The sequence below is a fragment of the Sphingomonas epibiotica genome, assembly GCF_039615155.1.
Lineage (GTDB): Bacteria > Pseudomonadota > Alphaproteobacteria > Sphingomonadales > Sphingomonadaceae > Sphingomonas.
Genome location: NZ_JBDGHY010000013.1, coordinates 15,320 through 39,989, shown reverse-complemented (window position 1 = coordinate 39,989; position 24,670 = coordinate 15,320). Strand labels below are relative to the sequence as shown.

The window sequence follows — 24,670 nt, the reverse complement described above, 5'->3', positions numbered from 1 at the left end:
TTCCACCTGGGTGCGTATCTCGTTTTAAGGATGGTGAGGACCACGGCCGCCCCGGCGCCGCTGGATCCTGTGTTTGCTATGGCAGGGAGCGATCCCGTTGACGGTGGAAGCCATCTGGCTCAGATTGCATGCCGCGCCGATGGTTGTCGGCGCATGGATATCTGCTGGCCCAAACCCGCCGCTGCTTCCCGACATAGGACGTTGTCCGACCTGATATGCGCGGGCGGACCACGCTCGATGAACAACTCGGCCAGCGCTGCCAGTACGTCTTCGTGTTTGAGCTGGCGCGCGACGACGAGTGCCAGGCACTCCCTGCTCGCCTCGTCGATAATGGTAAGGATGCGGAACTTGCGTCCGTCATGGGTGCGTTCCTCGACGAAGTCGTAAGCCCAGACATGCCCCGGATACTCCGGCCGCAACCGGATGCACGAGCCATCGTTCAGCCATAACCGGCCGCGTTTCGGCTGGCGCTGCGGCACCTTCAGCCCCTCGCGTCGCCAGATCCGTTCCACCCGTTTATGGTTCACCGACCAACCCGCCGCATGCAGCAGCGCCGTCACCCGGCGATAGCCGTAGCGCCCGTACTGCCTGGCAAGGGCGATGATATCCTCGGTGAGCGCCAGCTCGTCATCTGCCCCGAACGGCACCTTGCGCTGCGTTGACCGGTGCTGGCCGAGCACGCGGCACACCCGCCGCTCGGATACATCCAGCACCTCCCTGACCTGGTCGATGCAGCGCCGACGCCGTGCGGGGCTCAGAAGTTTCCCTTGGCTGCCTCCTGCAGGATGAGCTTGTCCAGCGTCAGATCCGAGATCGCCCGGCGCAGCCGCAGGTTCTCCTTTTCCAGATCCTTCATCCGCCGAGCCTGATCGGTCTTCAGGCCACCATATTCCTTGCGCCAGCGGTAGTAGGTCTGCTCGCTGACCGCAATGCGCCGACAGGCCTCGGCGGTCGTGCCGCCCTGACCCAGCATGATCTCAACCTCACGTAGCTTCCCGATAATCTCCTCGGGCTTGTGCTTCTTCGCAGGCATTCGTCGTCCCTTCCTTGGTCCAGACTGTAATAGTCGATGGACCACTCAGAAGGGGGCAGCTCAGTTACCGTCACTGGAGCGCAAGGTGTCGCGCAAGGGCAGTATATTTGCAAGTATGGCCGATCGACAGGTCAGACATGCGGTTACACCGACCCATACACCTATACGGATAGTTACGGTGCCTTCTATAGAATGAACAGTAACTCGACCTATCCGCGGCAGAGCCTTGAAGGCGATAGTGGTGGCCCGGTCTTCACCGGGTCGATTGCGCTCGGACAGGTTCACGGACGTGACGGGGGAAATCCGACGCCCGGCCCTGTCACTAACATGTATTTCACCCCGCTGACGGCTTGGGCACCGAACAACGTGACGGTCGGTGTTACCTGCTACTGCTGACGCTCCAAATTGAGCCGTCGTTGAAAGATTAAACAGGCGGAGACTGGCGCCGCTTTCTCGATAGGCGAGGAAGCGGCGCGCTATTAAGGCCCGCCCACGCATGAGTATATAGCGGCAGCCCCAAAACTTGCCGACGAGTTGCCGCAACCAAAATGACCTGTGAGGAGGCCGTTCCGGGAAAGGCGTCCATCAGGCTTGTGGCACGCTACAAAGTAATCAGAAAAACGACCGGGGCTGTTGAAAAATGCGCCGCTGGTGGCTGGGTCCGGTTGGGGGCGGAATGACACCCCAACGCGTAGCGATCCCGTCTCGCATGGGATGGTATTTCGGGAAAGCCATCACATTCCCAAATCCCACGTACGCAACGGAAGCGGGAACCGGCCCACGTGAATCGTAGAGGGCGAGAGTCGGACCGGCACCCGGACAAGTCAGCCCTATGGTGCCGGCCGCCTCGCATACCTTAGAACCGCTTCCGTATCGTCCCAAATACCTGACGTGGCGATCCTGCTTGCAGGGTGTTGTTGAGCGATGCTGCGGTGTTGAAAAATTGCCCCGATCCAAGTGCCGCAATGTATCTCTTGTCGAGAAGGTTTGCGGCGTTGATCTGGAGCTCTAGGCCGGCAAGCGGCCCATCTGCGGGGAAGCGATAGCCGAGCGCGGCATCGACCAGGACATAGCCATCAACCGTGACGTCGCCGGTGTAGGTAACGTTCCGCCGCGAAGTGTACCCTCCCGCCAGATTACCAAACAGACTGCCGTCGTCGTAGTTGATCTCGCCCTTTGCCAGATGAGCTGGCGTATCCACCGTTCGAACGCCCTTGGTGCGCACGGTGGCCGTTCCGTTTACGGTATCGTCGTCGTAAGTGCTGTCGTTGTACGAGTAAGAACCGATCAGCGACAGGCGGGGCATCACTCGGTACGTCGCTGCGACTTCAACGCCCCGGCTGGTCACGCTACCGACGTTCTGAAGAACGCTCGGATTTCCAAGAATGTTGGCGCCGCTGAATGCCGCGAGCAGCCGATTCTCGAATTTTACGTCGTAGACAGCCAGTACACCGCGCAGCGGACCAGCATTGAAACGCCAGCCGCCCTCGACCGTTCGCGATGTCTCCGGTTTCAACACGCCGCGGATAGCCTCGAATCCGACCTGCGTAGTGCCGAAGGGGCCGCGGAACGAGCTGATATAGGCGCGCATGTTCTCTGCATAATTGGCGAAGAACTCCTGCCGTCCAACGCGCCAGGTCGCGCCGATCTGCGGCTGGAACCAGTCTTTCGCGGCGATCTTCCCGTTGATGAACGGAGTGCCGAAGGTCGTTGTGATGCCGTTCTCGACCCGAGCGCCCTTGAAGCCACCCGCGATCGTCAGGGCATCGCTAAGTTGCCAACTGTCGCTGACGAAAAACTGATTGGTAACCGTGGTGAGATCGGTGAGGAAGTCGCTGCGGAACGGGCTCTTCAGCAGATCGGTCACGTCAGGCCGATTTGTTTGACTTACCGCGTAATAGCTACGGTCGGTCGTTGCATCATTGTCTTCGTGCCAGTAGCCGATCTGAAACGTATGCGCGCCCAGGCGAGCAGTCGCACGCGCTATGCCGCCATCCCGGTTGATGCCGTATTCGGTTGTTCGGACCGACAGCGGGAAGCCATCTGGGCTGAACGCCGCCGGCGTGTAAATGCCGCCGCTGCCGCGATCGTAGTGGTGATAGTATGTTGCGCCGAGATCGAGCCAGTCTGCCACCGGCACGTTGAGCGTCAGTGCGCCCAGCCAGTCCTTACGAAAGCCACCGCTGTCGTAATAGGTGTCGTTTACATTGGTATAGGGCGAGGGGAAGACCACGCCGGCCGTGGGGAATGGTAACGCTCGTCTGGCGGCCGCAGCCGTTTGATTGGCACTGACTTGCGACAGCAGGACTGCCGTGTCGAAGTCCGGCCGAAGGAAGTCGAGATCGTAGCCGATGCGGTCGAGCGTCGCCGGTGAGAGATCGGCGTAGTTCCGCTCCTTATGCAGCGAGTAGTTCAGCCACCCGGTCAGCGTGGCGTCGCCGATCCGCTGGACGACCTTGCCATTGATCTTGCGATCGGTCTGCTTGCCAAACCCCTTCCACTTGTCAGCATCGTGATAGACGCCTGACACCGAGATTAGCGTGCCAGTGGAAAGCAGGCCGCTATCGATCCGGCCGTAGAGATGCACAGTGTCGTACATGCCGTAGGTGCCGGCGATCTCGCCGCCGATCGTTTCGGAAGGCGCGCGCGATACGAATTCGAGATTGCCGCCTAGGTTGCTAGTCGAAGCAATCGCAAGTGAGCCGGCACCCTGCGACACGTCTACCCGCGCGATGTTCTCCGCCGCAATTGCGCGGCTGACGTGCAAGCCGTTGTGGCCGTTGTAGAACATGTCCCCAAGCGGCACGCCGTCTAACGTGTAGCCCATCTGGCTCTGATTGAAGCCGCGCACTGACAATCGCGTGCCCAGCTCGTAGCTGCCAAACGGATCGGAGCTTTGCAGCGCCACACCCGGCAACCGTGAAACCGCCTTCAGGGGCGAACTGCCGGGAGGAAGAATGTCGATAGCTGCCTTGGTGACAGTCTGCTCCTGCCTCACACGGCCAGAGCCATAGACGACAATTTCTCCCTGGTCTTCCGAGGCATCTGGTGCGCTGGCGCCTTCAGACGCTGTGGCAGCCGGGCGTTCTGGTAGAGCACCGGATTGTGCCTGGGCCGTGCCGGCGGCCAACAGCAAGGCGCTGACGGAGCTCAGCAGGAGCGTCTTCGAAATCATCTATTCCCCCTGGGATTTTAGCAGACTTTTCACCAAGTCTTGAAATGACGCCGCTAGGGACCTCTGATGGCGACAGCGTTGCGAAGCGGCGACACTTTCGTGACAATATGGCGATTCGTCATCAGCAGGTCACGCCAGGGGCGTACTCAGGATTTATGCTCGAGACGCTGCACCCAACCTGGCATCGCCGCGCTGTCATGATGGCAATGGCATCGCTAGCCATCATGCCATCGACGCCCATCGATGCTCATGCACGCACCGATATTGATCCGTTCGGACTTGGCGTCGCCAGCGGCGATCCGTCGGGCGACGGATTTGTCCTATGGACGCGGTTGATCGGGCGCGGCCTTGCTCCGCTCGATGCGAAGGCCGTCTCGGTGCGGTACGAGGTCGCTGCTGATCGCGGCTTTCGAACGATCGTCCGCCGCGGCGTCCTACCCGCACGGCCGGAAGCCGCCCACAGCGTCCATGTCGAGGTCGGTGGGCTGCCGTCTGGTCGTGCCTTCTGGTATCGCTTTCACGCGCTCGGGGCGACGAGCCCCATCGGCAGGACGACGACCGTACCGCAAACGTCCGCTCGGCTGCGGATAGCGGTAACGTCGTGCCAACATTGGGAGCAGGCTCGCTTCGGAGCCTACCGCGACATGATTGCGCAGCAGCCCGACCTAGTGCTCCAGCTTGGCGACTACATCTACGAGCAAACTTATCCCGATCAGGCAAAGGTCCGCTCGTTTGGCACGTCGGAGCCGCTGGACCTTGGCGGGTACCGGCAGCGGCATGCGCTCTACAAGACGGACCCCGATCTACAGGCCGCCCATCGCGCCTGCCCGTGGGTAGTGACGTGGGACGACCACGAAGTCCTCAACGACTATGCAAATCTCGCCAATCGGACCGGCGAACCCGCTGCCATGTTCGCGACGCGACGTGCCGCTGCTTACCAGGCATACTTCGAGCATATGCCGATCCGGCCGAGCATATGGCACGGTGCCAGTACGCCCCGGCTCTATCGAGCCGTCGATTGGGGCGACCTTGCGTCACTTTCCGTGTTGGATACGCGCCAGTACCGCAGTCCGTCACCCTGCGCTCCTGCCGGCATAGCGCGCAACGTCCGGCTAGACGGATGTGCGGAGGCCGCGGCATCGACGGGGACGATCATGGGGGCAACACAGGAACGCTGGCTCGACCAGCGGCTCGCCAGCGAGCATCGTCCGTGGACGCTGATCGGACAGCAAGTTTTCTTCGCGCCGCTTGCTCTTGATAGCGCAGGCAGAGCAACGTTCAGTGATCAATGGGACGGCTATACGGCGAACCGAAGCCGTATCCTGCAGGGCCTGTCACGATCCACCGTCACGAGCCCACTTGTCCTGAGCGGCGATGTGCATTCCTTTTGGGTCAACGACCTGAACGACAGCGGCGGGCGCCCGGTCGCAGGCGAAATCGTCACGTCCGCGCTAGCCGCGGCCTCACCCCCCAAGGGGCGCTTCGGCGACGCTCTAGCCAACAACGGCCACATACGGTTCTCCGACGTGGAGCAAGCCGGGTACGTACTGATCGACATCGGTCAAACGCAGCTAACCGCCGATCTTCGGGCGATCCGCGACCGTCAATCGGCCGATAGTCCTGTCGCCAGCATCGCCATGTTTGGGATGGCATGCGGAAGCCGCCGACTAGAGCGCGCGTGATTGCCCTCAAGCACGCTGGACCACCCGGGCGGCCGGGGTGGGCCGTCCTGTACATTTCGCAAATAGCTCGATCGCCTGATCGCAGACGAGGCAATGGCCTTCGCAGCAATCGTGCATGAGGAAGGCCACCAGGTCCGACAGCGCCGGGAAAATCGCGCTGTAGATGATCGACCGTCCCTCGCGACGGCTCACCACCAAACCAGCCTGTTCAAGCTGGCTAAGGTGAAAGGACAGGCGCGAGGGCGGCGTGCCGCCCAGCTCCTCGCCGATCGCGCCAGCAGAGCGGCCGTCTGCGCCTGCTACGACCAGCAGCCGAACAATGCGCAGCCGGGTCGCATTCGAGATGGCGGCGAACGCTGTCAGCGCTTGATTCTCATCCATGGTCAGCCCAATGGTTCAACATTATTTGAAATGTAGTCGCCCTGTTAGACGGCATAAGAGGCGATCGATGAACCTTAACCGGGTCGCCGCGAACGGGCCAGCCATCGCTCCTGTATCGCGGTCTTGCAGTGCGAAGTTCGCCGATAACCTGCTAATGCTACTTAGTCGCCATGGCTGGGTCGGTGCGCTTATTGCAATGTTCGTTGCGATCATGCTGGTTTCGCCGGCCAGCGCCCAGACGACCGCCCCGGTGCAAACGGCATGGCGGCTGCTCGATTACGTCGCAGTGGACTATCCCGAAGCGGTGAAGGGCGGCCAGATCGTCAGTCCGACCGAATATGCTGAAATGACGGAGTTCTCCGCCTCGGCACGCGAGCGGATAACCAGCTTGGCATCCTCGTCTGCCAAGGCCGATTTGGCGCGCCGGGCTACTGCACTGGAGCGGCTGATCGCGGCCAAGGCCCCCGCCGAAGCGGTAGGAACCGCCGCACGCAGCCTCGCTGCTGATCTCATCGCCGCGTATCCTGTGCCGCTCGCCCCGGCCGTCGCCCCCAATTACCTGCGCGGGCAAGCGCTGTTCAACCAGAACTGCGCGAGCTGCCACGCCATGACCGGGGACGGAAAGGGGCCGAAATCGGTCGGGCTAGATCCTCCACCGATCGCATTCATCGATAAGGCGCGCGCTCGCGAGCGCAGCACGTTCGCGTTTTATCAGGTGCTGGAACAAGGCATCGACGGCACCAGCATGGAAAGCTTTGCCGATCGTCCGCTTCAGGACCGTTGGGATCTCGCGCTATACGCTGGCACCTTCGCCTTTCCCGCTAGGGTCAGGACTCACTGATCAGAGCCAGAAGATGACGGTGGCTGCGAGGGCGATGGCGGAGAAGAAGACCGTCGGACATCGATCGTAGCGGGTGGCGACGCGGCGCCAGTCCTTCAGGCGCCCGAACATGATCTCAATACGGCTGCGGCGTCTGTAGCGGCGCTTGTCGTATTTGACGGGCTGGTGTCGAGATTTCCGACCTGGGATGCACGGTTCGATACCCTTCGCCTGCAAAGCATCCCTAAACCAGTCGGCGTCATAGCCCCGGTCGCCCAGGAGCCAGCGCGCTTTTGGCAGATCGTCCAGTAGCGCTGCCGCACCGGTGTAGTCGCTGACCTGGCCAGCGGTCATGAAGAAGCTGAGAGGTCGGCCGTTTGCGTCGGTGACGGCGTGAAGCTTCGTGTTCATGCCACCCTTGGTGCGGCCGATCAGCCGCCCGAGATCCCTTTTTTTACCCGCAGGCTCGATGCCGTGCGGTGTGCCTTCAAATAGGTCGCGTCGATCATGACGGTCTTCGGATCGGCACCTGCGGCCGCCAACCCTTCCATCATGCGGAGGAAAACCCCCATCTCGCCCCAGCGCTTCCAGCGATTGTAGAGCGTCTTGTGCGGGCCATACTCCTTTGGCGCATCCCGCCATCGCAGCCCGTTGCGATTGACGAAAACGATGCCGCTCAACACCCGCCGATCATCAACGCGAGGCTTGCCGTGGCTCTTGGGAAAGTACGGTTGCAGACGCGCCATCTGCTCGTCCGTAAGCCAGTACAGGTCGCTCATTCTCAGTCTCCTTTCGGAGCCTGAATCAGATCGCGCCGCTCACATCAATGGGTCCTGACCCTAGCGCAATCTGCCGAAAGCACATCCCTGGATCGGTAATCCGGTGCTGCGAATTGCCGGCACGACGCGCGATCGGATCGAGGCGCCGGTCGAGCGGGGCGGGCTGGCATGGGTCTTCACAGACACCGCGGGGCGCACCGACACGAGCGATCCGATTGAAGCCATCGGGGTGGAGCGTGCGCGCGAGAGCATGGCAGCCGCCGACCTGGTGCTATGGCTGGGGGATGATCCGCCCCCAGCTTCCGGCATGATCGCCGTCCATGCACGGGCGGACGACCCGGACCGCACGCACGTGCCAAAAACGTTCACGCGACAGTCTCTGCCGGCAATCCGTTAGGTGCCCTTCAGTTTCCGAGCGCTGTTGTGCATGGACACGATCTTCCATCGTCCGTTCATCTTCTTAAGCACGCTTGTGGCGACGCCGAGTCGTTCGGCGGCCTCACCGGTTTTTGGCTCGATCCGGTAACGGTAGGTCTCGGTCGCAAGGGCAACCGACCCTTCGAAGCGGACGTCAACCTTGTAGTCGGAGAAGCGGAACGATTTGAACTGCTTCAGCTCGGGACCGAGATGATGAGCCAGGTAGGTGGCGTAGCTGCCCTCAGATGCTCCTGTCTCGAAAACCCGCGCGTCGGTCGTGAACAGTTGCTCGGTTCCAGCAGCGTCAAGCTTTTCGATCGCGTCCTTATACTGTGACAGCGCCGCCGCCACGGCACGTGTGTCAGTGGTGCGGGCGTCTGACTGCGCCCACGCTGCGGCAGGAAGAGCGATCGACACCGCTATAATCATCTTCACGCAGGTGCTCATTTATCATCTCCCAAAACAAAATTAGCCGACCTTAGGATATCTCCATTTGACGCATCAATATGGAGCAGCGGCTGACGTCAGAACGCGAGATGGTCGAGGCCGCCATGCATGAAAGAACCCCCTAGCCAACCCTGGACGGCGATGGCGATGATCGCGCCTACCGAGCCGACGACCAGCATGACGCGTGCCGTATCTCGGTAAAGGCTTGCGCCGCCAAAGCCCGAGTAGCTCCACTGCGAACGCACCGATGATCAAGGCGATCGGAAAGTGAATCACCACCGTGTGCAGGCAACCGAGCCAGCTTGCTAAGCGCTGTCCGAAGGTCTTGTTTTTGGTTGCGGCCTCATCGTGCCCACGACCCATCGCCATGCCGAGCGCCAGTGCCGCCGCCAGCAAAGTCAGCTTCGAAGTCCGCATGATTCAGCGCTTCCCGCAAATTTGCTTACTTTGGTCAATACGTAGCGGCGGACGTTCCCCTCACGGCTCATCGTGCCACCAAGCGTCTGCACCGTTGCAAAATCGGTACGTTCAGCCCGAGCGAAGTAACGGTCCACTTAACGGAACGGCTCGACGCTGGCCGACCGGCGGCTTAGGTCTCGCTTTAACGAAGGGGGCATCGCAACGACAACATGGCCGCGCAACTTGATCAAATAACTACCAAAGAGGATCACGACGGCCTTGTGCGTCGGCTCATTACCCGTTGGCGTGACGATCCGGGCGCGACCTATCGAAGCTGGTTCCTGTGGGACGAGCGGCTGAAGAATTTTCGTTCGATCCGGCGCGGTATCACCCAGGTCGTCGGCGAGATCGAGCGCGGTTCGTTTGGCGTCGCCTATCGCGGATCGTCGCTCGAAACCGTCGTCCATTCCGTTGCCGAACAGCGCCAAATCTTCAAAGGTGCGGACCATGCGTTCCTCTGGAAACCGAAGCTGCGCATCCCCGACATATACGAGAGCCCCGAGAACCAGCGCGCGTTCGGCCGCCTGCTAGACGCCTGTTCGTGTTGCGACACGGCCGAGGAGATCATCGGCCATATCCACGCGATCGACCGCCTGAAGATCAAGGGGCTTGGGCCTGCTGTCGCCAACCTCCTCTACTTCCTTCACCCGACGCTGGTGCCGCCCTTCAACACCGCGATCGTCAAGGGTTACAACGCGCTGACGGGGGCGAACGTGAAGCTTGGGAGCTGGGAGCATTTCCTAGCGATGCGAACCGGCATCCTCGACCTCAACGACCGCTTCCGCGACCTTTTATCGAACGACTTGGGCGCGATCGGCGGCTTGCTGTTCGACATCGGCTCCGATCGCTACCCGGCCCCGCCGCTCGACGTGAGCGGCGCGGCTCTGGCGAGCTGGGGGCAGCGGCTCGAGGCGGCGCGCGAAGAGGCGCGCACGCTTAGCAAGGCCGCGCAGCGTGAAGGCGAGAACGAGCGCACCCATACCGAAATTCAGGCATGGCTTCGCGATCTAGGCTTGGCACTCGGCTATGACGTATGGATCGCCGCAAACGATCGCAGCCGAGCCTTCAACGGATCGCCCTTGGGCGCAGGGTGCCTTGAGCGCTTGCCCGAGACGATCGCGAGGTCGAAGGGCGCTGATTCCATCCGGCTGATCGACGTGCTGTGGCTTGAAAAGGCCGGCGATCACGTCGCCGCAGCGTTCGAGGTGGAGCATTCGACGTCGATCTATTCGGGCATCGTCAGGATGCTCGACCTGGCCTTGAGCGGTAGCGACCTTCACGCGACCGCGGGACTGTTCCTCGTCGCGCCCGACGCGCGCGAGGCGGACGTTCGTGCGCAATTGCAGCGGCCCGCGTTCAGCCGCGTCGCCGACCTCGACATATCCTACCTCCCTTACGGCGAGCTGGAGAGGAACCGCGAGGCCATCGCGCGGTTCGGATCGGGGCTGAAGGCGATCAAGGCCGTATCCAGCAAGCTCGCCTGACACGCCCCGCGCGAGGGCTGGCGCGGGGAGCCACGTATCCTCTAGCATGTAGAGGAGAGCTGCCATGACGATGCCTTCCCCGGCCCCCTGGCTCGACGCCGTGTTGATCGGATGGTTCGTGCTGACCGCGATATCGGTCGCTTACGTCGCGTGGGATGCCTTCACCCGCAACCCCGAGTTGCGGGTGATGAAATGGGGGTGGCTGCTGGTCACGCTCTACGGCGGCCCGATCATGGCCGCGGCCTATGTCCTGTCCTGCCAGGAACCGGCGAACGAGCGGCACGAGGACTTCGTTCGGCCGCTCTGGAAGCAGGCGTTCGGGTCGGCCATTCATTGCATGGCGGGTGACGCGACCGGCGTCATCGCCGCGGCCGCGATCACCACGGCACTCGGCCTGCCGATGTGGCAGGACGTGATTGCGGAATATGTGTTCGGCTTCGCGTTCGGGCTGCTGATTTTCCAGGCGCTGTTCATGCGCGACATGGCGGGCGGTTCCTATTGGGGGGCGCTTCGCATGTCGTTCATCCCCGAATGGCTTTCGATGAATGCCGTTATGGCCGGCATGATCCCGACGATGGTGGTGTTGATGAGCCGGGACATGGCTGCGATGCACGCCAACTCGCTTCGCTTTTGGGGCGTCATGTCGCTTGCGACGCTTGTCGGCTTCGCCGTTGCCTACCCTATCAACCTTTGGCTTGTCGGCGTCCGGTTGAAGCACGGCATGGGCACGGTGCGCGTACTCGGGCATGGCGGGCACGAGGTCGCCGCGGACCGGCAATCGGCTACGCCGATGCCGGACATGAAGCACGATGCGATGGCAGGGATGAGCGGCATGGGGACGGGCCCGCGCGTGACCGGACCGCAGATCGTCGCGATGACGGCGCTGACGCTCCTAATGCTTGGCGCGGGCATCATAGTTGCAACGCTGTTCGGCCGATGGGCGATGTAGCATCGCCTCGATCGACGGAGATCGCGACAAGGGGTGATTCCGCGGCGCGCGTATCAGGGGCAGGCGGGGACTCACACGGAGGTAGAGAGATGCACCAGATCAACCCCGACATGAAGGCGTGCATGGACGCCCTGCCACGAATGCCATGTGCCCTGCCTTCACATGGCGATGAACCATTGCCTTAAATGGGTGGCCAGCACGCCGTGCGGCAATTTGTCATTGGCGGTGCCAATTGGCAGGGAGGCCGAGGCTGTCCCGGGAGACCGAAACGCGATTGAAGACGCCGTAGCCAATCGACAGGAACTGGACCGGGCGACACGTGCCATCGCCGTGTTGCCAACGACCTTGAAGGAATCGCTGGTCCTCCGGACTATCGAGGGCATCAGCCAAGTCGAAACCGCACTGATACTCGACATAAGCGAGAAGGCGGCCGAAACGCGTCTCTATCGCGCCCGCCAACGGGCAGCATCGCTGTCGTAACAGCTTGGCCCCACCCTGTTCGGCAAAAAAGAAGGCACGAGTTTGAGGGGTAAGCGATCTGCCGTCGTATCGTATGCATGGGGGATACAACGGATGCGCGCCGCGGAGACGGCTTTTCGACCAAATCTGGGCAAGACATGGAGCGCGGCGACCAGAAGTCGGGTCAGGGCGCTTTTGCGGTTATGGATGCCATGCGCTGTGTCCTGGCAGTCGTAGTCGCGTTCGCACATGCTTGGTATCTCCTCATCGAAGATTATTGCGGGCAAGCCTCGGTCGCGGCTTCGGCCGGCTATTTTTTGGCTGGTTATGCGCATGCAAGCGTCATTCTTTTCTTCGTGCTCAGCGGCTTCTGGATCGCGCGCAGTATCGACAGACGGATCGGGGATTGGCATTGGTCAAGCTACCTGATCGACCGCCTTGCGCGATTGCTGGTCGTGCTAGTGCCGGCATTGGTGATCGGTGGAGCGCTCGACGCGGTGGGCCTCTACGCCCTCGAGTCATCGACCCATCTCGGCACGACCGAGACTTACGTGCTGCGCAAGGATGTCGTCGGCGCGCTCGAGTGGCATGTGCTGCTAGGCAACATTCTCTTCTTGCAGGGCATCGTGGTTGCGCCGTTCGGCACTAACGGACCACTTTGGAGCCTCGCTTATGAATTCTGGTTTTACATCTGGTTTCCGGCCATTGTCGTCAGTTGGAGGCAACGTCGCCCGTCAATCTTCTTAATTTTTATCGGTCTGGCCTGGATTACGCCATTCATGCTGATCGGCTTTGCTTGTTGGCTTTGTGGTGCTGCGCTTCATGGTATGACCAAAACGCATCTGACCGATTTTCCCCGATCACCGATTGGCCGCACCTGGCTGATCATTGCGAGCAGCATATTACCGGCAATACTTATCGTTGTGCGGGTTGTCGGACTGGAGGGCCTTGAACTGGCACTGGCGGGCGCATTCGCACTTTTTCTATATATATTGCTACGAGCGAATCCGCCAACGCCGCGCTGGTTGCGACCGTTCGCCGGTTATGGAGCAAAAGCCAGCTTTTCACTCTATGCCATGCACTTTCCAATCATGGCATTCGCCGCAGCGTTGTTAGTGGGCTCTGAGCGCTTACCACCAACGGCGGGCAACATCGCACTTGTTGGCGCTACGCTCGCACTTGCAGTTTTTGCCTGTGGTCTGTTTGCGACTCTCACCGAACGGCACACCGCGCGGGTACGCACCTTCTTCTACGCCAAGCTGTTGACCGTCCAGAAAGCGTGCGCGGGCCGTTTGGTATCCTAGAACTGCAGCAAGGCTTGTCGAATCGGTGAGGGGTGGATGGATTACGCACGTATCATCCACTGACTGTTATGGATGCGCTAGCCTGTCCGGCGTAAGCGTGGTCAGCAGGCCGTCTTGCGGTAGCGCCGGTAGCAGGGATGCTTGTCGCCTTTGACGAGGGCGCGGCGGTGCGGGAAGTTTTGGGTTCTACGACCAGTCATACGAGCACTCGTATGACTGGTCGGATGGAGGTGGTTGGCCGGGTGTCAGGCCGGCGCCGATGGTCGGACACGGAGAAGCTGGAGATCCTGGCGGAGGCGTTCCGACCGGGGGGTCGGGTCTGCGATGTCATCGCGCATCGCGAGGTATCGAGCAGCCTGATCTACACGTGGCGCAAGCAGCTGCGCGAAGGCAAGTTGGCCGGGGCGATGCCGTCGCTGCCGGTATTTGCCGAGGTACAGGTGGCGGAACTGACGCCGCCAGCGCCACAGCCGGCGCCATATCCATCGGGGCTCATCCAGATCGAGTTGCCGGGCGGCGTGCGGGTGAGTGTCGACGCAGGCGTGGATGCAGATGTGCTTGCACGGGTTTTGTCGGTGCTGCGATGAGCCCGGTGCCAGTGCCGTTGCCGACGCGGGTGTTCCTGGCGTGCGGCGTGACCGACATGCGCAAGGGGTTCGATGGCTTGGCGGTGCTGGTGCAGCAGGTGCTGGCGCAGAACCCGCATTCGGGTGGCTTGTTCGCGTTCCGTGGCAAGCGGGGGCATCTGGTCAAGCTGCTGTGGTTCGACGGCCAGGGGCTTTGCCTGTTTTCCAAGAGGCTCGACCGTGGCCGTTTCGTCTGGCCAGTGACAGCGACCGGCACGGTGACGCTGACGCCAGCGCAATTGTCGATGCTGCTGGAAGGCATCGACTGGCGGCGCCCCGAGCGGACGTTCACGCCGACGCTGGCAGGGTAGGAACGGCGGTTTTGCGCCACTTTCTCTCGCTCGCCGACCTGCAATCTGCTATGGAAACGGAGTGTCGGAAGCGCCTGTTTCCCCTGCTGATGCGACCGCGCGGATCGCCGCGCTGGAGGCTTCGCTCGCCCGGGCCAATGCCGCGCTTGCCGCCCGCGACCTGCTCATCGATACGCTGCGCGGACAGATCGCGCGGCTGCGGCGAATGCAGTTCGGCGCGTCGTCCGAAAAGCTGGGGCGCGAGATTGAGCAACTCGAACTGGCGCTGGAGGAACTCGAGACCGAGCGCGATGCGCCTGGGCCTGAGATGGTTGACCCTGGCGTGGCGGTTCGGCCGGTGCCCGTCCGCAGTCTGCCCGGACATCTGCCGCGCGAGGAGGTCGTCCACGAGCCGGCGTCGGGTGCCTGCACCTGCCCGGACTGTGGCGGTGCGTTGCGCGCGCTCGGCTTGGACACACACGAGATGCTCGACATTGTGCCGGTGCGCTGGCGCGTCGTGCGCAACGTCCGCCCCAAATACAGTTGCCGGGTATGCGAGAAGATTGTCCAGGCACCCGCACCGGTGAGCGCTGTGGCCAGAGGCAAGGCGACCTTCGCGACGCTGGCGCACGTCGTCGTCTCCAAGTTCGACCACCATCTGCCGCTCTACCGCCAGGCCGAAATGATGGCAGCGCAAGGTATCGACATCGACCGCTCGACATTGGCGAGCTGGACCGGACAGGCCGCAGCACTTCTCGACCCCATCGTCAGCCGCATCCGCGACGAGGTGCTCAAGGCCGACAAGATCCATGCCGACGACACGCCGGTGCCGGTGCTCGACCCCGGCCGGGGCAAGACCGCGACTGGCCGGTTATGGGTGTACGCGGCCGACGACCAGGCATCCGGCAGCACGGCGCCGCGCGCGACCTGGTATCGCTTCACGCCAGACCGCACCGCCGCGCACCCGCTGTCTCATCTCGCCGGCTTCCGCAACTTCCTGCAGGCGGATGCCTATGCCGGTTATGACGGACTGTATCGGGGTGGCGTCACCGAGGTGGCATGCTGGGCACATTTCCGGCGCAAGGTCTTCGACCTGCACGAACGGTCGCCTACACCGCTGACCACCGATATCCTCGAGCGGATCGGCACGCTTTACGCTGTCGAGGCCGAGGTCCGTGGCCAACCACCCGACGTGCGATGGCGAGCCCGACAGGAGAAAAGTCGACCGCTGGTCGACGCCTTGCGCGAGGTGCTCGACGCCAGCTTGCGCCGCCTGTCGTCGAGGTCCGACATGGCAAGGGCCATCGCCTATGGCACGAAACGCTGGCTAGCGCTGTCGCGCTTCCTGGGTGATGGTCGCCTGGAGATCGACAACAATATCGCGGAGCGTGCGCTGCGCGGTGTCGCGGTCGGACGCCGCAACTGGCTGTTCGCCGGTTCGCGCGCAGGCGGCGAGCGGGCCGCGGCCATCTACACCATCATCCAGACGTGCAAGGCGAACGGCGTCGACCCACCGGCGTATATCGCCGATGTCATCGCCAAGGTGGCCGGTGACTGGCCAGCCAGCCGCTGGGACGAACTCATGCCGTGGAACTGGTCCCCCGAACCTGCCAGACTGGCGGCATGAGCGTCGAGACCATCGCCCGCCTGCATATCATCCTCAACGACATCGAACCCGCCATCTGGCGCCGGGTCGACGTGCCGGCCACCGCCAGCCTCAAGATGCTCCACGACATCGTCCAGGCTGCGATGGGTTGGGAGGACTATCATCTGTGGCATTTCGAGGCCGCCGATCGGCGCTACGGCATCCCCGACCCAATGTGGCCGGAGAGCGGCATGACCGCTGCAAAGAACGTGAAGCTCGCGACGCTCATCAACCGGGGCGTGCGGGAGTTCGTCTATACCTACGACATGGGCGACGACTGGCGGCACACCATCACCGTCGAGACGGTCGGCCCCGGCGAACCCGACGTCAAATATCCGTGCTTCGTCGACGGGGAACGGCGCTGCCCGCCCGAAGATGTCGGCGGCTTGCCCGGGTTCGAGATGTTCCTCGATGCCATGGCCGACCCCGGCCACGAAGAACACGACCGCTTACGTGAATGGTATGGCGGCCCCTACAACGCCGACGACATCGACGAACGCTTCACCCGCCGCGCCGTCGCCGCCATCGCCATCCGCCGCCACGCCGGCAAACTCGCCTACCAAAAGAGCCGCACTCAATAGCAAGGCGGTCTGCTGCCCACGCTTACTGTCCGGCGACGCGCGACACGGCGCGGCGCACTTATGCGGGCGGGCGGCATCAACACGGGAGAGTAGCGATGATGAAGAACGCATATGTGAGCTTGGCGGTGCAGACCGTCGTCAGCGGCATCATCATGTATTTCGTTATGTTCGTGATGATCGACAGTTTAGGCAGCTTCTACAACAACCTGAATATGTTCTATATGACGCTGATGATGGTCGCGCCGATGGTAGTCGCGATGATCCTCGCCATGCGCCATATGTTTCCTTCCAGGGCGGCGAACAGCGCACTAATTATCGGCTCGATCGCGGTCTTCCTCGGCAGCTACGCGCTGATCCGGACGCAGACGACGATCGGAGACCGGGCGTTCACGCGGTCGATGATTCCGCATCACTCGGGCGCGATCCTGATGTGCCAAGAGGCGTCGCTCCGTGATCCCGAGTTGAAAGCGCTATGCGGCGAAATCATCAAGGGGCAGCGCCGCGAGATCGATCAGATGAAGGCCATTCTTCCCCGGCTTTGAACCGAAGCGCGACTGATAGGACAAGCCACCCAACGATTATCGCTTCGGCGGATGAGGGGGGCGCGCTTCCGGCGCGTAGAAAATTGACACGACCCGAGGAGATCGAGCTGCGTATTGTACCCGTGCTGGCGACCCTTGCCTTGCTCGCTACCCCGGCCCTAGCCCAGCAGGCGGGGCATCAGGGCATGAACCATCAAGGCATGGATCATTCCAAGATGATGCAGCCAACCGCGGCCAACCCCTACGGCCCGGCCGAGATGGACATGCACCAGAAGATGATGGCGGCGAAGGGAGCCGATGCCGGCGAGACGTGGATTCGCAAGATGATCGAGCATCACCGCGGTGCGGTCGCGATGTCGCAGATCGCGCTTCGCAGTTCCCAGAATGCAGAGGTCCGGGGCGAGGCGCAGAAAGCCATCACAAGCCAGAACCGCGAAATCGCGACCCTGAATGCGATGCTCCGCAAAATGGGCAAGCCTGCTCAATAACCGCATGGTCCCGCTCCAATCGGACGGGACCGCCAACGATGCTTCGACCAAGATCTGTATGCGCTACCTGATCGCCGCGCTGGCGCTGGGCGTTCGTCGGACGACCTTGGCGGCGACGTGACGGTGAAGGCCGAGCGGGGGACACGCCAGTTCGCGACCGGCGACCGCATCATGTTCCTTCGCAACGAACGGGGCATGGGGGTCAAGAACGGCACGCTCGCCCGATCGAGCGGGTATCGCCCGAGGGCATGGCGGTGCGCCTCGATGACGGGCGCGGTGTCGCGTTCGACACCAAGGATTATGCCCATGTCGATCATGGCTATGCCGCCACCATCCATAAATCGCAGGGGGTGACGGTCGATCGCGCCCCTGTCCTCGCCACCCCCGGCATGGACCGGCACAGCGCCTATGTCGGCATGTCGCGGCATCGCGACGACGTGCATCTCCATTACGGCCGCGCGACTTCGCCGACCAGCGCCAGCTCGTCCGCGCCCTGTCGCGTGATCGGGGCAAGGGACATGGCGGGCGACCATGCCCGGCCCGAGCAGGACCAGGCCCGCGCGTTCGACCGGTTGCGTGCCGCGATAGAAGGTCAGGACCGTGAGCTGGCATTGCTACGCCGTGCCGTGGAGGGCTTGGCGGCCGAGCGCGCCGCGCGATCAACGTGCCCGACTACAGCAAGGCGCTTGGCGTGCTTCAGCAGGGCGTGGACACGGCGACCGGCCGCATCGACCATGTTGTCCATATTCTTTCCAAAGCCCCGGTCATGGCGATGACGCCCAAGCAGATGGCGCAGCGCATCGCGGCGTGAACGCTCGGCCTACCACGTTGGGAAGCAGGGCAGCGCCTAATGCAGAGCGCCAGCCCGACCGCGTTCCGTGGGATCGTCGCGGCCGACAGAATCGTGACGGTTAATCGCGAAGCGATTGAAAGGTGCGTAGAAGCTGCTGCGAAAGCCCGTGAGACGGTGCGATGCACCGTCAAGGTCGCGCCCGCCCCATAAAGTAACAACGCGGACTTTTGAGGCTTCAGCCGGTGTCATGACCGTTTCAGGCCGGTGCACTTATGATCGCGAGGCGGGCGCGTGCGGATCAACGCACAATCCTTTTACGCGCCCGCCCCGAAAGCCCTCAGGCAAAATAGGGCTCTCTATTGCGTCACCGCGAAGCCGGCCTTCTCTATGGCCCGCTTGAGTTGCTGTACATCGGCCGTCGAGCTTACCGAAACGGTCTTGCTCGCCAAGTCGACGTTGACGACGGCCTTGGCATCGACGCGCTGAAGCGCGCTGGTCACACCGCGCGCACAGCCTCCGCAGGTCATTCCCTGAACTTTGAAATCGATCATCTTCGTTCTTCCATGAGGTGGATGAAGCAGATGTGGGGTTTGACACTGTGTCAGGGTCAAGGGGTGTATTTAGCTGTTGACCTTGACACGATGTGAGGGACGATAAGGCCATCGACTCAGTAGTGGAGACGACCATGAGCGCCCCGGCGCAGCTGCCAATGCAGACACAGGCGAGAAGCGAAGACAGGCTGTCGCTGGCCATCGATGGCATGACCTGCGCGACGTGTGTCGGGCGGGTGGAGCGCGCCATCGCCGGGGTGCCGGGCGTCGCCGGCGTCTCGGTCAATCTCGCGACGGAGCGCGCGAACGTCGAGTTCGTCGATGGACGATCCGATGTCGCTGCCGTAGCCGATGCGGTTCTTGCGGCGGGCTACACCCCGTTGACGCAAACGACCGAGTTGACGATCACGGGCATGACCTGCGCCTCATGTGTCGGCCGGGTCGAGAAGGCGCTGCTGAAAGTGCCCGGCGTCCGCTCCGCGAGTGTCAACCTGGCAGCCGAGACGGCGCGGATCGAAACGGTGGGTGGCGTCCCCACTTATGTCTTGGTCGAGGCCGTCGAAAGCGCTGGTTACACCGCATTCGCGCGCACCGGATCGGCGGAGGCGGAACGAAGCGCCGAGGACGCCCGCCGCGACGCAGCCGCAACAAGAGAGCTCCGCCACGTGCTGATCGCCGCGGCGCTGTCGCTGCCGCTGGTCGTTCCGATGCTGCTGGCCCCGTTCGGTATCGAGGTGGCGGTGCCGGGCTGGATCCAGCTGCTGCTCGCGACGCCCGTGCAGTTCTGGCTGGGCGCGCGCTTCTATCGCGCGGGTTGGAAGGCCGCGCGCGCCCGAACCGGCAACATGGACCTGTTGGTCGCGATCGGCACATCGGCCGCCTACGGGCTCAGCCTCTACCAGCTGCTGTTCGCGCCGATGCACGGCATGGATGCGCATTATTACTTCGAGGCTTCGGCCGTCGTCATCACCCTTATCCTGCTCGGCAAATGGCTCGAAGGCCGCGCCAAGCGTCAGACCGGAGAGGCGATCCGCGCGCTGATGGCGCTGCGGCCCGACCAGGCTCGCGTTGTCGGCACCGACGGCAGCGAACGAGAGATTGCCCTGGCGGAGGTGCGCTCGGGTGACCGCGTCCGCGTCCGGCCCGGCGAGCGCATCCCCGTCGATGGACGACTGATCGAGGGAGCAACCCATGTCGATGAATCCATGCTCACCGGAGAGAGCCTTCCGGTCGCCAAGGCCGCTGGAGACCCAGTGACCGGCGGATCGATCAACGCGGACGGCCTCATCCTGGTCGAGACGACGGCGGTGGGGGCTGAGACCACCCTCGCTCGCATCGTGCGCCTTGTCGAAAGCGCGCAGGGCGCCAAGGCTCCGATCCAGCGGCTCGTCGACAAGGTCAGCGCCGTGTTCGTGCCAATCGTCCTCGTCATAGCCGCGCTGACCCTCGCCGGCTGGCTGATCGCCGGCGCCGGAGTGGAAGTCGCGATCCTGAACGCGGTCGCGGTGCTCGTCATCGCCTGTCCGTGCGCGCTCGGCCTGGCCACGCCGACCGCGATCATGGCCGGCACGGGCGTTGCCGCGCGGGCCGGTGTCCTCATCAAGGACGCGGAGGCGCTGGAGACCGCGCACCGCATCAACATCGTCGCGTTCGACAAGACCGGCACGCTGACCGAGGGCAAGCCCTCGCTGCTGGCCGCACTGCCGGCCGAGGGGGCCGAACGCGCCGAGCTGATCGCGCTCGCCGCGGCGCTTCAGGCTGGAAGCGAGCATCCGCTCGCCCGGGCCGTCTTGGCGTGGGCCAGCTCGGAAGGCGTCGAACCCGCCCGCGCCAACGGGATGCGCGGCTTGCCCGGCCGCGGGGTTGCTGCAGACGTCAACGGCCGCAACCTGATCCTCGGCAGCACGCGCTTGATGGACGACGAAGCTATCGTGATGACACCGCTGGCGAGTGAGGCGGCCAGGCTGGAAGCCGAGGGACGGACGGTCTCCTGGGTCGCGGAACGCGCGCCCGAACGCCGCCTTCTCGGCCTTCTGGCGTTCGGCGACGAGGTCAAGGCTTCCGCCGCTGCTGCCGTGGCGGCGCTGCATGGCCGTGGCATACGCAGCGTGATGCTGACCGGAGACAATGCGGGAAGCGCCCGCGCAGCGGCGGCCAAGCTCGGCATCGACGATTTCGTTGCCAATGTCCTGCCGGAAGGAAAGTCGGATGCGGTAGCAGCATTGCGGGGCGGGGACCGCACGGTCGCGATGGTCGGGGACGGCGTCAACGACGCCCCTGCCCTCGCTGCAGCAGATGTCGGCATCGCCATGTCAACCGGAACAGACGTTGCGATGCACGCAGCGGGCATCACGCTGATGCGGGGCGATCCGCGCCTGGTCGCGGACGCGATCGACATCTCCAAACGGACATATTCCAAGATCCGCCAGGGGCTGTTCTGGGCGTTCATCTACAACCTGGTCGGCATCCCGCTGGCAGCGTTCGGGTATCTAAGCCCGGTGATCGCCGGCGCGGCGATGGCGCTGTCGAGTGTCAGCGTCGTCGCCAATGCTCTGACGCTTCGCCGTTGGCGTCCGACAGCGGCTTGAGGAGGCGATACGTGAATATAGGACAGGCGGCCAAAGCTTCGGGCGTCAGCCAGCGGATGATCCGCCATTATGAGGCGATCGGCCTCATTCCGAAGGCCACGCGGCGTGATTCCGGCTACCGCGACTATGACGAACGCGAAGTCCACATGTTGCGCTTCATCGGCCGCGCACGCGATCTGGGCTTTCCAATTTCGGAGATCGGCCAGCTCGTCGCGCTGTGGCAGGACGGCGATCGGGCGAGTGGTGAGGTCAAGGCCCTCGCGCTTGCACGAGCCGCGGAGATGGAGCGCAAGGAGCACGAGCTCCGAGCGATGCGCAAGTCGCTCGAAGATCTGGCGCGTCGCTGCGCGGGCGGAGATCGACCGGATTGCCCGATCCTGGACGATCTTGCGATCGGAGTGGAACATGTGAGTCTGCGTTGCGCTAAAGAAAAGGGTTGACCTTGGACCATGGTCCGAGCCGCAAGGACGGTGAAGTCCCGACCCCGGCGAGGGAAAGCGCCAAGAACCGCGTATATACAAGGGGAGGGGGGCGCATATGGAAGGAAAGACAATGCATCAGATCGATCCCGAGATGAAGGCGTGCATGGACGCCTGCCATGAATGCCACATCACCTGCCTTCACATGGCGATGAATCACTGCCTGGAGGCGGGCGGGCGACACGTCGAGCCTCAGCACATGAAGCTGATGCTGGACTGTGCTCAGATTTGCAGTGTCGCGATCGACTTCATGGCGCGCAAGTCCGAGCACCACCGGCATATCTGCCGCGAGTGCGCCGAGATTTGCCGGGCGTGCGCGTCGAGCTGCGAAGGGCTGGACGGCATGGAGGATTGCGTCGCCGCGTGTCGCAAGTGCGCCGACGCTTGCGACAAGATGGCCGCGTAAATGGCCCGAGGGCGGCGCTTTCCCCGCCGCCCTCCCGTTACATTGCGAGCCAAGGCGCGTGAGACGGTGCGATGCACGGTCAGGGTTGGCAGCAACGCTTTAGAGAGGGGCGTCACCTGCCCTGCCGCTAGGCTAGCGGCCCGCCCGTCCGCGGCTTGGCGCGGCGGTTCCAGGCGAACCCGATCATGATCGCGGCAAGCATCAGGAGTTGTGCCAGCACCGACTGAAATGTCGGGAACAGGCCCAACATCGAGATACGTGGCACGCTGGCGAGCGGCGCTATGTCGATGATCCCCGCCTCTTGGAGAGCAGCGACTCCCTTACCGGCCAGCACGACCGTCAGAGCGGCCATCAGCCATGAGCTGTAGCGGAAGAACTGCGTAATCGGCAGCGTCCGGCTGTAGCGGAGCATTGCCCAGGCGATGACGGCGAGAAGGCTGATCGCTGCGCCGGCCCCGGCCAGCAGCATCGCGGTGTTCCCCTGTGTCGAGAGCGCGGCGTAGAAAAGGATCGTCTCGAATACCTCCCGATAGACAACCAGGAATGCGAGCCCGAACAGGAACCATCCCGACCCGCCCGATAGCGCCCGTGACATTTTCTCGCGGATATAGCGTTGCCATTGATCAGCTTGTGCCTTGCCGTGCATCCAGATTCCGACCGAGAGCAGGACCACGGCCGCGAACAGCGAGCCGAACCCTTCCGTCAGTTCCCGGCTCGCGCCGCTTATACCGATCGCATAGGTGGCAACCGCCCAGGTAATCCCGCCGGCGACGAGCGCGCCGACCCAGCCACCATGCACATAGCGCATGGCTTCCGGCCGCTCCGCTTTGCGGAGGAACGCAATCATGGCCACCACGATCAAGAGAGCTTCCAGCCCTTCGCGCAGCAGGATCGTGAAGGCTCCCAAGAAGGTGGACGCCTGCGTCGCGGCGTCGGGCGCGAGCGCGGCCTCGGCATCATCGAACAGGCCGCCCAGCACTGCCACTCGTTCGGTCACGTCATCGGCTGACGTGCTGCTCTCCACAGCGGCGCGATATTCTCCCATCGCGCCTTCGATCCGGGACATGAGGTTCGGGTCGCGCGCCGAGAGCGTCGGTTCGATCGGCTCGAACCCGTCGAGGTAGGCGGACAGCGCCAGTTCCTTTGCAGCGCGCCGGTCGCCGCGCTGGAACGCGGCGAGGCTTTGCGCAAGCTTGGCGCGCGCCACGGCGAGCGGGCTTGGGGCTTGTTGCATCACCTGATCGGGGTGGCGACGCAGATAGGCGAGCACCGCGTCGGCTTTCACCTGCCCGATGCTGCCCGCAAGCGCGGCGGGGGTGAGCGCGACCAGGGTTTTCAGGTCGGGAATTCGTGCCCGCAAGCTCGCGTCCGACTTCCACAGCCGCTCACCCTCGACCGCTTGTGCGTCGGTGGAGGCGAAGCTGCCGGAGCGGAACGCGAGCGCCCAGCGCTGATCGCTAGACAGATCGACGAAGCTCTGCATCGCGGTTCCGTCGATGCCTTGGCTTATCACCTGATAGAGCGCGAACACGCTGCGCTGGCGCGCTCGCTCGGCATCAGTAAAGGCGATCGGTGGCGGGTCGAGCTTGGCGGCGTCGGGACCGTGCCCGTTGCCTGTCATGCCGTGGCAGGACGCGCAGGATTGTCGAAAAACCGCTCCTGCTGTGGAGATGTCCGGTGTCTTGTCCGGGGCGAGCGGAACCGGATAGGCCTTGAGCAGATCGGCGGCGAGCCCGTAGGCGAGCGCCGCGACCTGTTGGGCCGAGCCCTTGCGGGCAATCACGCCTTGGAGCTGCGAAGCCCGTTGGATCAGGGATTGCCGCTCAGGTGTCGCAGGGAGCGCGCGCAGGCGGGTGGACACGCCTGCGGCGAACTCCGTCATCTCCGCGTATTCGGACGCACTTGTGACCGCGCCGTTGGCGACCGCACCGCCATAATCGACCGCCATATAATCGAGCAGACGCCAAGCGGTTTGCACGTCGCCGGGATCGGCCGTCGCCGCAGCGGGAATCAACAGCAGCATAAGCGACGCGACCAGCGCGAGTGCAGGCTTAATCAGCGCGACCCGAAGTGACAGCATATGGGTGATCGTCTCCAAGCTTTACTCGTCGCGCACTATGCGAACAGCTCTCATTAGCAGTATTGGGCGGAGGGCGCGATCACCAAGGCAGCCGATGATGAACATCGCCGCGTCAACGGGCGATCGTCGCCGGCGACAGATCGTGACCGTGAACCGGTCCCGATTGAACGACGCAAGAAAGCGGCGACGAAGGCACGCGAGACGGTGCGATG

At 63.2% G+C, this 24,670-nt stretch carries 24 protein-coding genes and 2 pseudogenes; 18 read left to right on the top strand and 8 right to left on the bottom strand.

The annotated features are described in order from the left end of the window. Nucleotides 1-200 precede the first annotated feature (200 nt). Both AAIO73_RS18715 and AAIO73_RS18710 read right to left on the bottom strand, forming a co-directional pair. A pseudogene (locus tag AAIO73_RS18715) lies at nucleotides 201-1,033 on the bottom strand (IS3 family transposase); the annotation flags it as partial. Nucleotides 1,034-1,889: 856 nt separating this feature from the next. After that, nucleotides 1,890-4,208 carry a TonB-dependent receptor gene (locus tag AAIO73_RS18710; protein WP_345880139.1) on the bottom strand — a complete coding sequence of 773 codons (2,319 nt, stop codon included), beginning with the start codon at nucleotides 4,206-4,208 and terminating at the stop codon, nucleotides 1,890-1,892. A 107-nt stretch (nucleotides 4,209-4,315) separates the two neighbouring features. On the opposite strand from AAIO73_RS18710, the gene AAIO73_RS18705 reads away from it, so the two are divergent. Further along, nucleotides 4,316-5,890 (top strand): alkaline phosphatase D family protein, encoded by a 1,575-nt coding sequence (locus AAIO73_RS18705; protein WP_345880138.1) that lies wholly within the window; start codon nucleotides 4,316-4,318, stop codon nucleotides 5,888-5,890. A 6-nt stretch (nucleotides 5,891-5,896) separates the two neighbouring features. Here AAIO73_RS18705 and AAIO73_RS18700 read toward each other — a convergent pair whose 3' ends face one another. Beyond that, nucleotides 5,897-6,271 (bottom strand): ArsR/SmtB family transcription factor, encoded by a 375-nt coding sequence (locus AAIO73_RS18700; RefSeq protein ID WP_066760075.1) that lies wholly within the window; start codon nucleotides 6,269-6,271, stop codon nucleotides 5,897-5,899. A 67-nt stretch (nucleotides 6,272-6,338) separates the two neighbouring features. On the opposite strand from AAIO73_RS18700, the gene AAIO73_RS18695 reads away from it, so the two are divergent. Continuing rightward, nucleotides 6,339-7,112, top strand: coding sequence for a c-type cytochrome (locus tag AAIO73_RS18695; RefSeq protein WP_231729973.1), 774 nt, complete (start codon nucleotides 6,339-6,341; stop codon nucleotides 7,110-7,112). On the opposite strand, the gene AAIO73_RS18690 is transcribed toward AAIO73_RS18695, so the two are convergent. Next, a protein-coding gene (locus AAIO73_RS18690) for an IS5 family transposase (RefSeq protein WP_093067894.1) occupies nucleotides 7,113-7,870 on the bottom strand; the annotation gives its coding sequence in 2 pieces (ribosomal slippage) (nucleotides 7,113-7,537 and nucleotides 7,537-7,870; 759 coding nt in all). A 103-nt stretch (nucleotides 7,871-7,973) separates the two neighbouring features. Between AAIO73_RS18690 and AAIO73_RS18685 the strand changes: the two genes are divergently transcribed. Beyond that, nucleotides 7,974-8,267, top strand: coding sequence for a GTPase (locus tag AAIO73_RS18685; RefSeq protein WP_046195646.1), 294 nt, complete (start codon nucleotides 7,974-7,976; stop codon nucleotides 8,265-8,267). Here AAIO73_RS18685 and AAIO73_RS18680 read toward each other — a convergent pair. Next, on the bottom strand, nucleotides 8,264-8,734 hold the full coding sequence (locus AAIO73_RS18680) for a YybH family protein (RefSeq protein ID WP_046195645.1): 471 nt from the start codon (nucleotides 8,732-8,734) through the stop codon (nucleotides 8,264-8,266). The two genes, AAIO73_RS18685 and AAIO73_RS18680, sit on opposite strands and share 4 nt — an antisense overlap. 77 nt (nucleotides 8,735-8,811) lie before the next feature. Next, the gene (locus AAIO73_RS18675; protein WP_235399244.1) at nucleotides 8,812-8,979 is read right to left on the bottom strand and encodes a hypothetical protein; all 168 of its coding nucleotides are present in this window, start codon (nucleotides 8,977-8,979) and stop codon (nucleotides 8,812-8,814) included. A 384-nt stretch (nucleotides 8,980-9,363) separates the two neighbouring features. Between AAIO73_RS18675 and AAIO73_RS18670 the strand changes: the two genes are divergently transcribed. From AAIO73_RS18670 to AAIO73_RS18615, 12 genes and pseudogenes are all read left to right on the top strand, one after another. Beyond that, nucleotides 9,364-10,677 carry a type II restriction enzyme NmeDI-related protein gene (locus AAIO73_RS18670; protein WP_046407118.1) on the top strand — a complete coding sequence of 438 codons (1,314 nt, stop codon included), beginning with the start codon at nucleotides 9,364-9,366 and terminating at the stop codon, nucleotides 10,675-10,677. Between the two features lie 64 nt (nucleotides 10,678-10,741). Beyond that, nucleotides 10,742-11,626 carry a DUF4396 domain-containing protein gene (locus AAIO73_RS18665; protein ID WP_046407119.1) on the top strand — a complete coding sequence of 295 codons (885 nt, stop codon included), beginning with the start codon at nucleotides 10,742-10,744 and terminating at the stop codon, nucleotides 11,624-11,626. A 162-nt stretch (nucleotides 11,627-11,788) separates the two neighbouring features. Further along, on the top strand, nucleotides 11,789-12,106 hold the full coding sequence (locus AAIO73_RS18660) for an RNA polymerase sigma factor (RefSeq protein WP_017183481.1): 318 nt from the start codon (nucleotides 11,789-11,791) through the stop codon (nucleotides 12,104-12,106). A gap of 137 nt (nucleotides 12,107-12,243) precedes the next feature. Next, on the top strand, nucleotides 12,244-13,389 hold the full coding sequence (locus AAIO73_RS18655; protein ID WP_066487700.1) for an acyltransferase family protein: 1,146 nt from the start codon (nucleotides 12,244-12,246) through the stop codon (nucleotides 13,387-13,389). 224 nt (nucleotides 13,390-13,613) lie between these two features. Then, nucleotides 13,614-13,976 carry an IS66-like element accessory protein TnpA gene (gene tnpA, locus AAIO73_RS18650; protein ID WP_234703086.1) on the top strand — a complete coding sequence of 121 codons (363 nt, stop codon included), beginning with the start codon at nucleotides 13,614-13,616 and terminating at the stop codon, nucleotides 13,974-13,976. Next, nucleotides 13,973-14,326, top strand: a complete 354-nt coding sequence (tnpB, locus tag AAIO73_RS18645; protein WP_037447084.1) for an IS66 family insertion sequence element accessory protein TnpB — start codon at nucleotides 13,973-13,975, stop codon at nucleotides 14,324-14,326. The genes tnpA and tnpB overlap by 4 nt, the downstream gene beginning before the upstream one ends. Before the next feature lie 61 nt (nucleotides 14,327-14,387). Next, complete coding sequence (gene tnpC / locus AAIO73_RS18640; RefSeq protein ID WP_037447087.1) at nucleotides 14,388-15,932, top strand: IS66 family transposase; 1,545 nt, start codon at nucleotides 14,388-14,390, stop codon at nucleotides 15,930-15,932. Next, on the top strand, nucleotides 15,929-16,531 hold the full coding sequence (locus tag AAIO73_RS18635; protein WP_037447092.1) for a plasmid pRiA4b ORF-3 family protein: 603 nt from the start codon (nucleotides 15,929-15,931) through the stop codon (nucleotides 16,529-16,531). Before tnpC ends, AAIO73_RS18635 begins: the two co-directional genes overlap by 4 nt. Nucleotides 16,532-16,626: 95 nt before the next feature. Then, entirely contained in the window at nucleotides 16,627-17,073 is a 447-nt protein-coding gene (locus tag AAIO73_RS18630; protein ID WP_081796470.1) for a DUF305 domain-containing protein, read from the top strand. An 83-nt stretch (nucleotides 17,074-17,156) separates the two neighbouring features. After that, nucleotides 17,157-17,561 (top strand): DUF305 domain-containing protein, encoded by a 405-nt coding sequence (locus tag AAIO73_RS18625; RefSeq protein ID WP_007406997.1) that lies wholly within the window; start codon nucleotides 17,157-17,159, stop codon nucleotides 17,559-17,561. 90 nt (nucleotides 17,562-17,651) lie between these two features. Then, nucleotides 17,652-18,118, top strand: a pseudogene (locus AAIO73_RS18620) (Ti-type conjugative transfer relaxase TraA); the annotation flags it as partial. Nucleotides 18,119-18,411: 293 nt separating this feature from the next. Next, complete coding sequence (locus AAIO73_RS18615; RefSeq protein ID WP_007407005.1) at nucleotides 18,412-18,564, top strand: DUF6118 family protein; 153 nt, start codon at nucleotides 18,412-18,414, stop codon at nucleotides 18,562-18,564. Nucleotides 18,565-18,710: 146 nt separating this feature from the next. On the opposite strand, the gene AAIO73_RS18610 is transcribed toward AAIO73_RS18615, so the two are convergent. Further along, nucleotides 18,711-18,905 (bottom strand): heavy-metal-associated domain-containing protein, encoded by a 195-nt coding sequence (locus tag AAIO73_RS18610; RefSeq protein ID WP_066706735.1) that lies wholly within the window; start codon nucleotides 18,903-18,905, stop codon nucleotides 18,711-18,713. A gap of 122 nt (nucleotides 18,906-19,027) precedes the next feature. On the opposite strand from AAIO73_RS18610, the gene AAIO73_RS18605 reads away from it, so the two are divergent. The 3 genes from AAIO73_RS18605 to AAIO73_RS18595 all read left to right on the top strand — a co-directional run bounded on the left by AAIO73_RS18605 (nucleotide 19,028) and on the right by AAIO73_RS18595 (nucleotide 22,378). After that, a complete protein-coding gene (locus AAIO73_RS18605) occupies nucleotides 19,028-21,493 on the top strand; it encodes a heavy metal translocating P-type ATPase (RefSeq protein WP_281254096.1) in 2,466 nt (821 codons plus the stop codon). An 11-nt stretch (nucleotides 21,494-21,504) separates the two neighbouring features. Further along, the gene (gene cueR, locus AAIO73_RS18600; protein ID WP_082731082.1) at nucleotides 21,505-21,933 is read left to right on the top strand and encodes a Cu(I)-responsive transcriptional regulator; all 429 of its coding nucleotides are present in this window, start codon (nucleotides 21,505-21,507) and stop codon (nucleotides 21,931-21,933) included. 112 nt (nucleotides 21,934-22,045) lie between these two features. Beyond that, complete coding sequence (locus AAIO73_RS18595) at nucleotides 22,046-22,378, top strand: four-helix bundle copper-binding protein (RefSeq protein WP_066760088.1); 333 nt, start codon at nucleotides 22,046-22,048, stop codon at nucleotides 22,376-22,378. A gap of 127 nt (nucleotides 22,379-22,505) precedes the next feature. Here AAIO73_RS18595 and AAIO73_RS18590 read toward each other — a convergent pair whose 3' ends face one another. After that, on the bottom strand, nucleotides 22,506-24,458 hold the full coding sequence (locus AAIO73_RS18590; protein WP_345880190.1) for an FTR1 family protein: 1,953 nt from the start codon (nucleotides 24,456-24,458) through the stop codon (nucleotides 22,506-22,508). Between the last annotated feature and the right edge of the window lie 212 nt (nucleotides 24,459-24,670).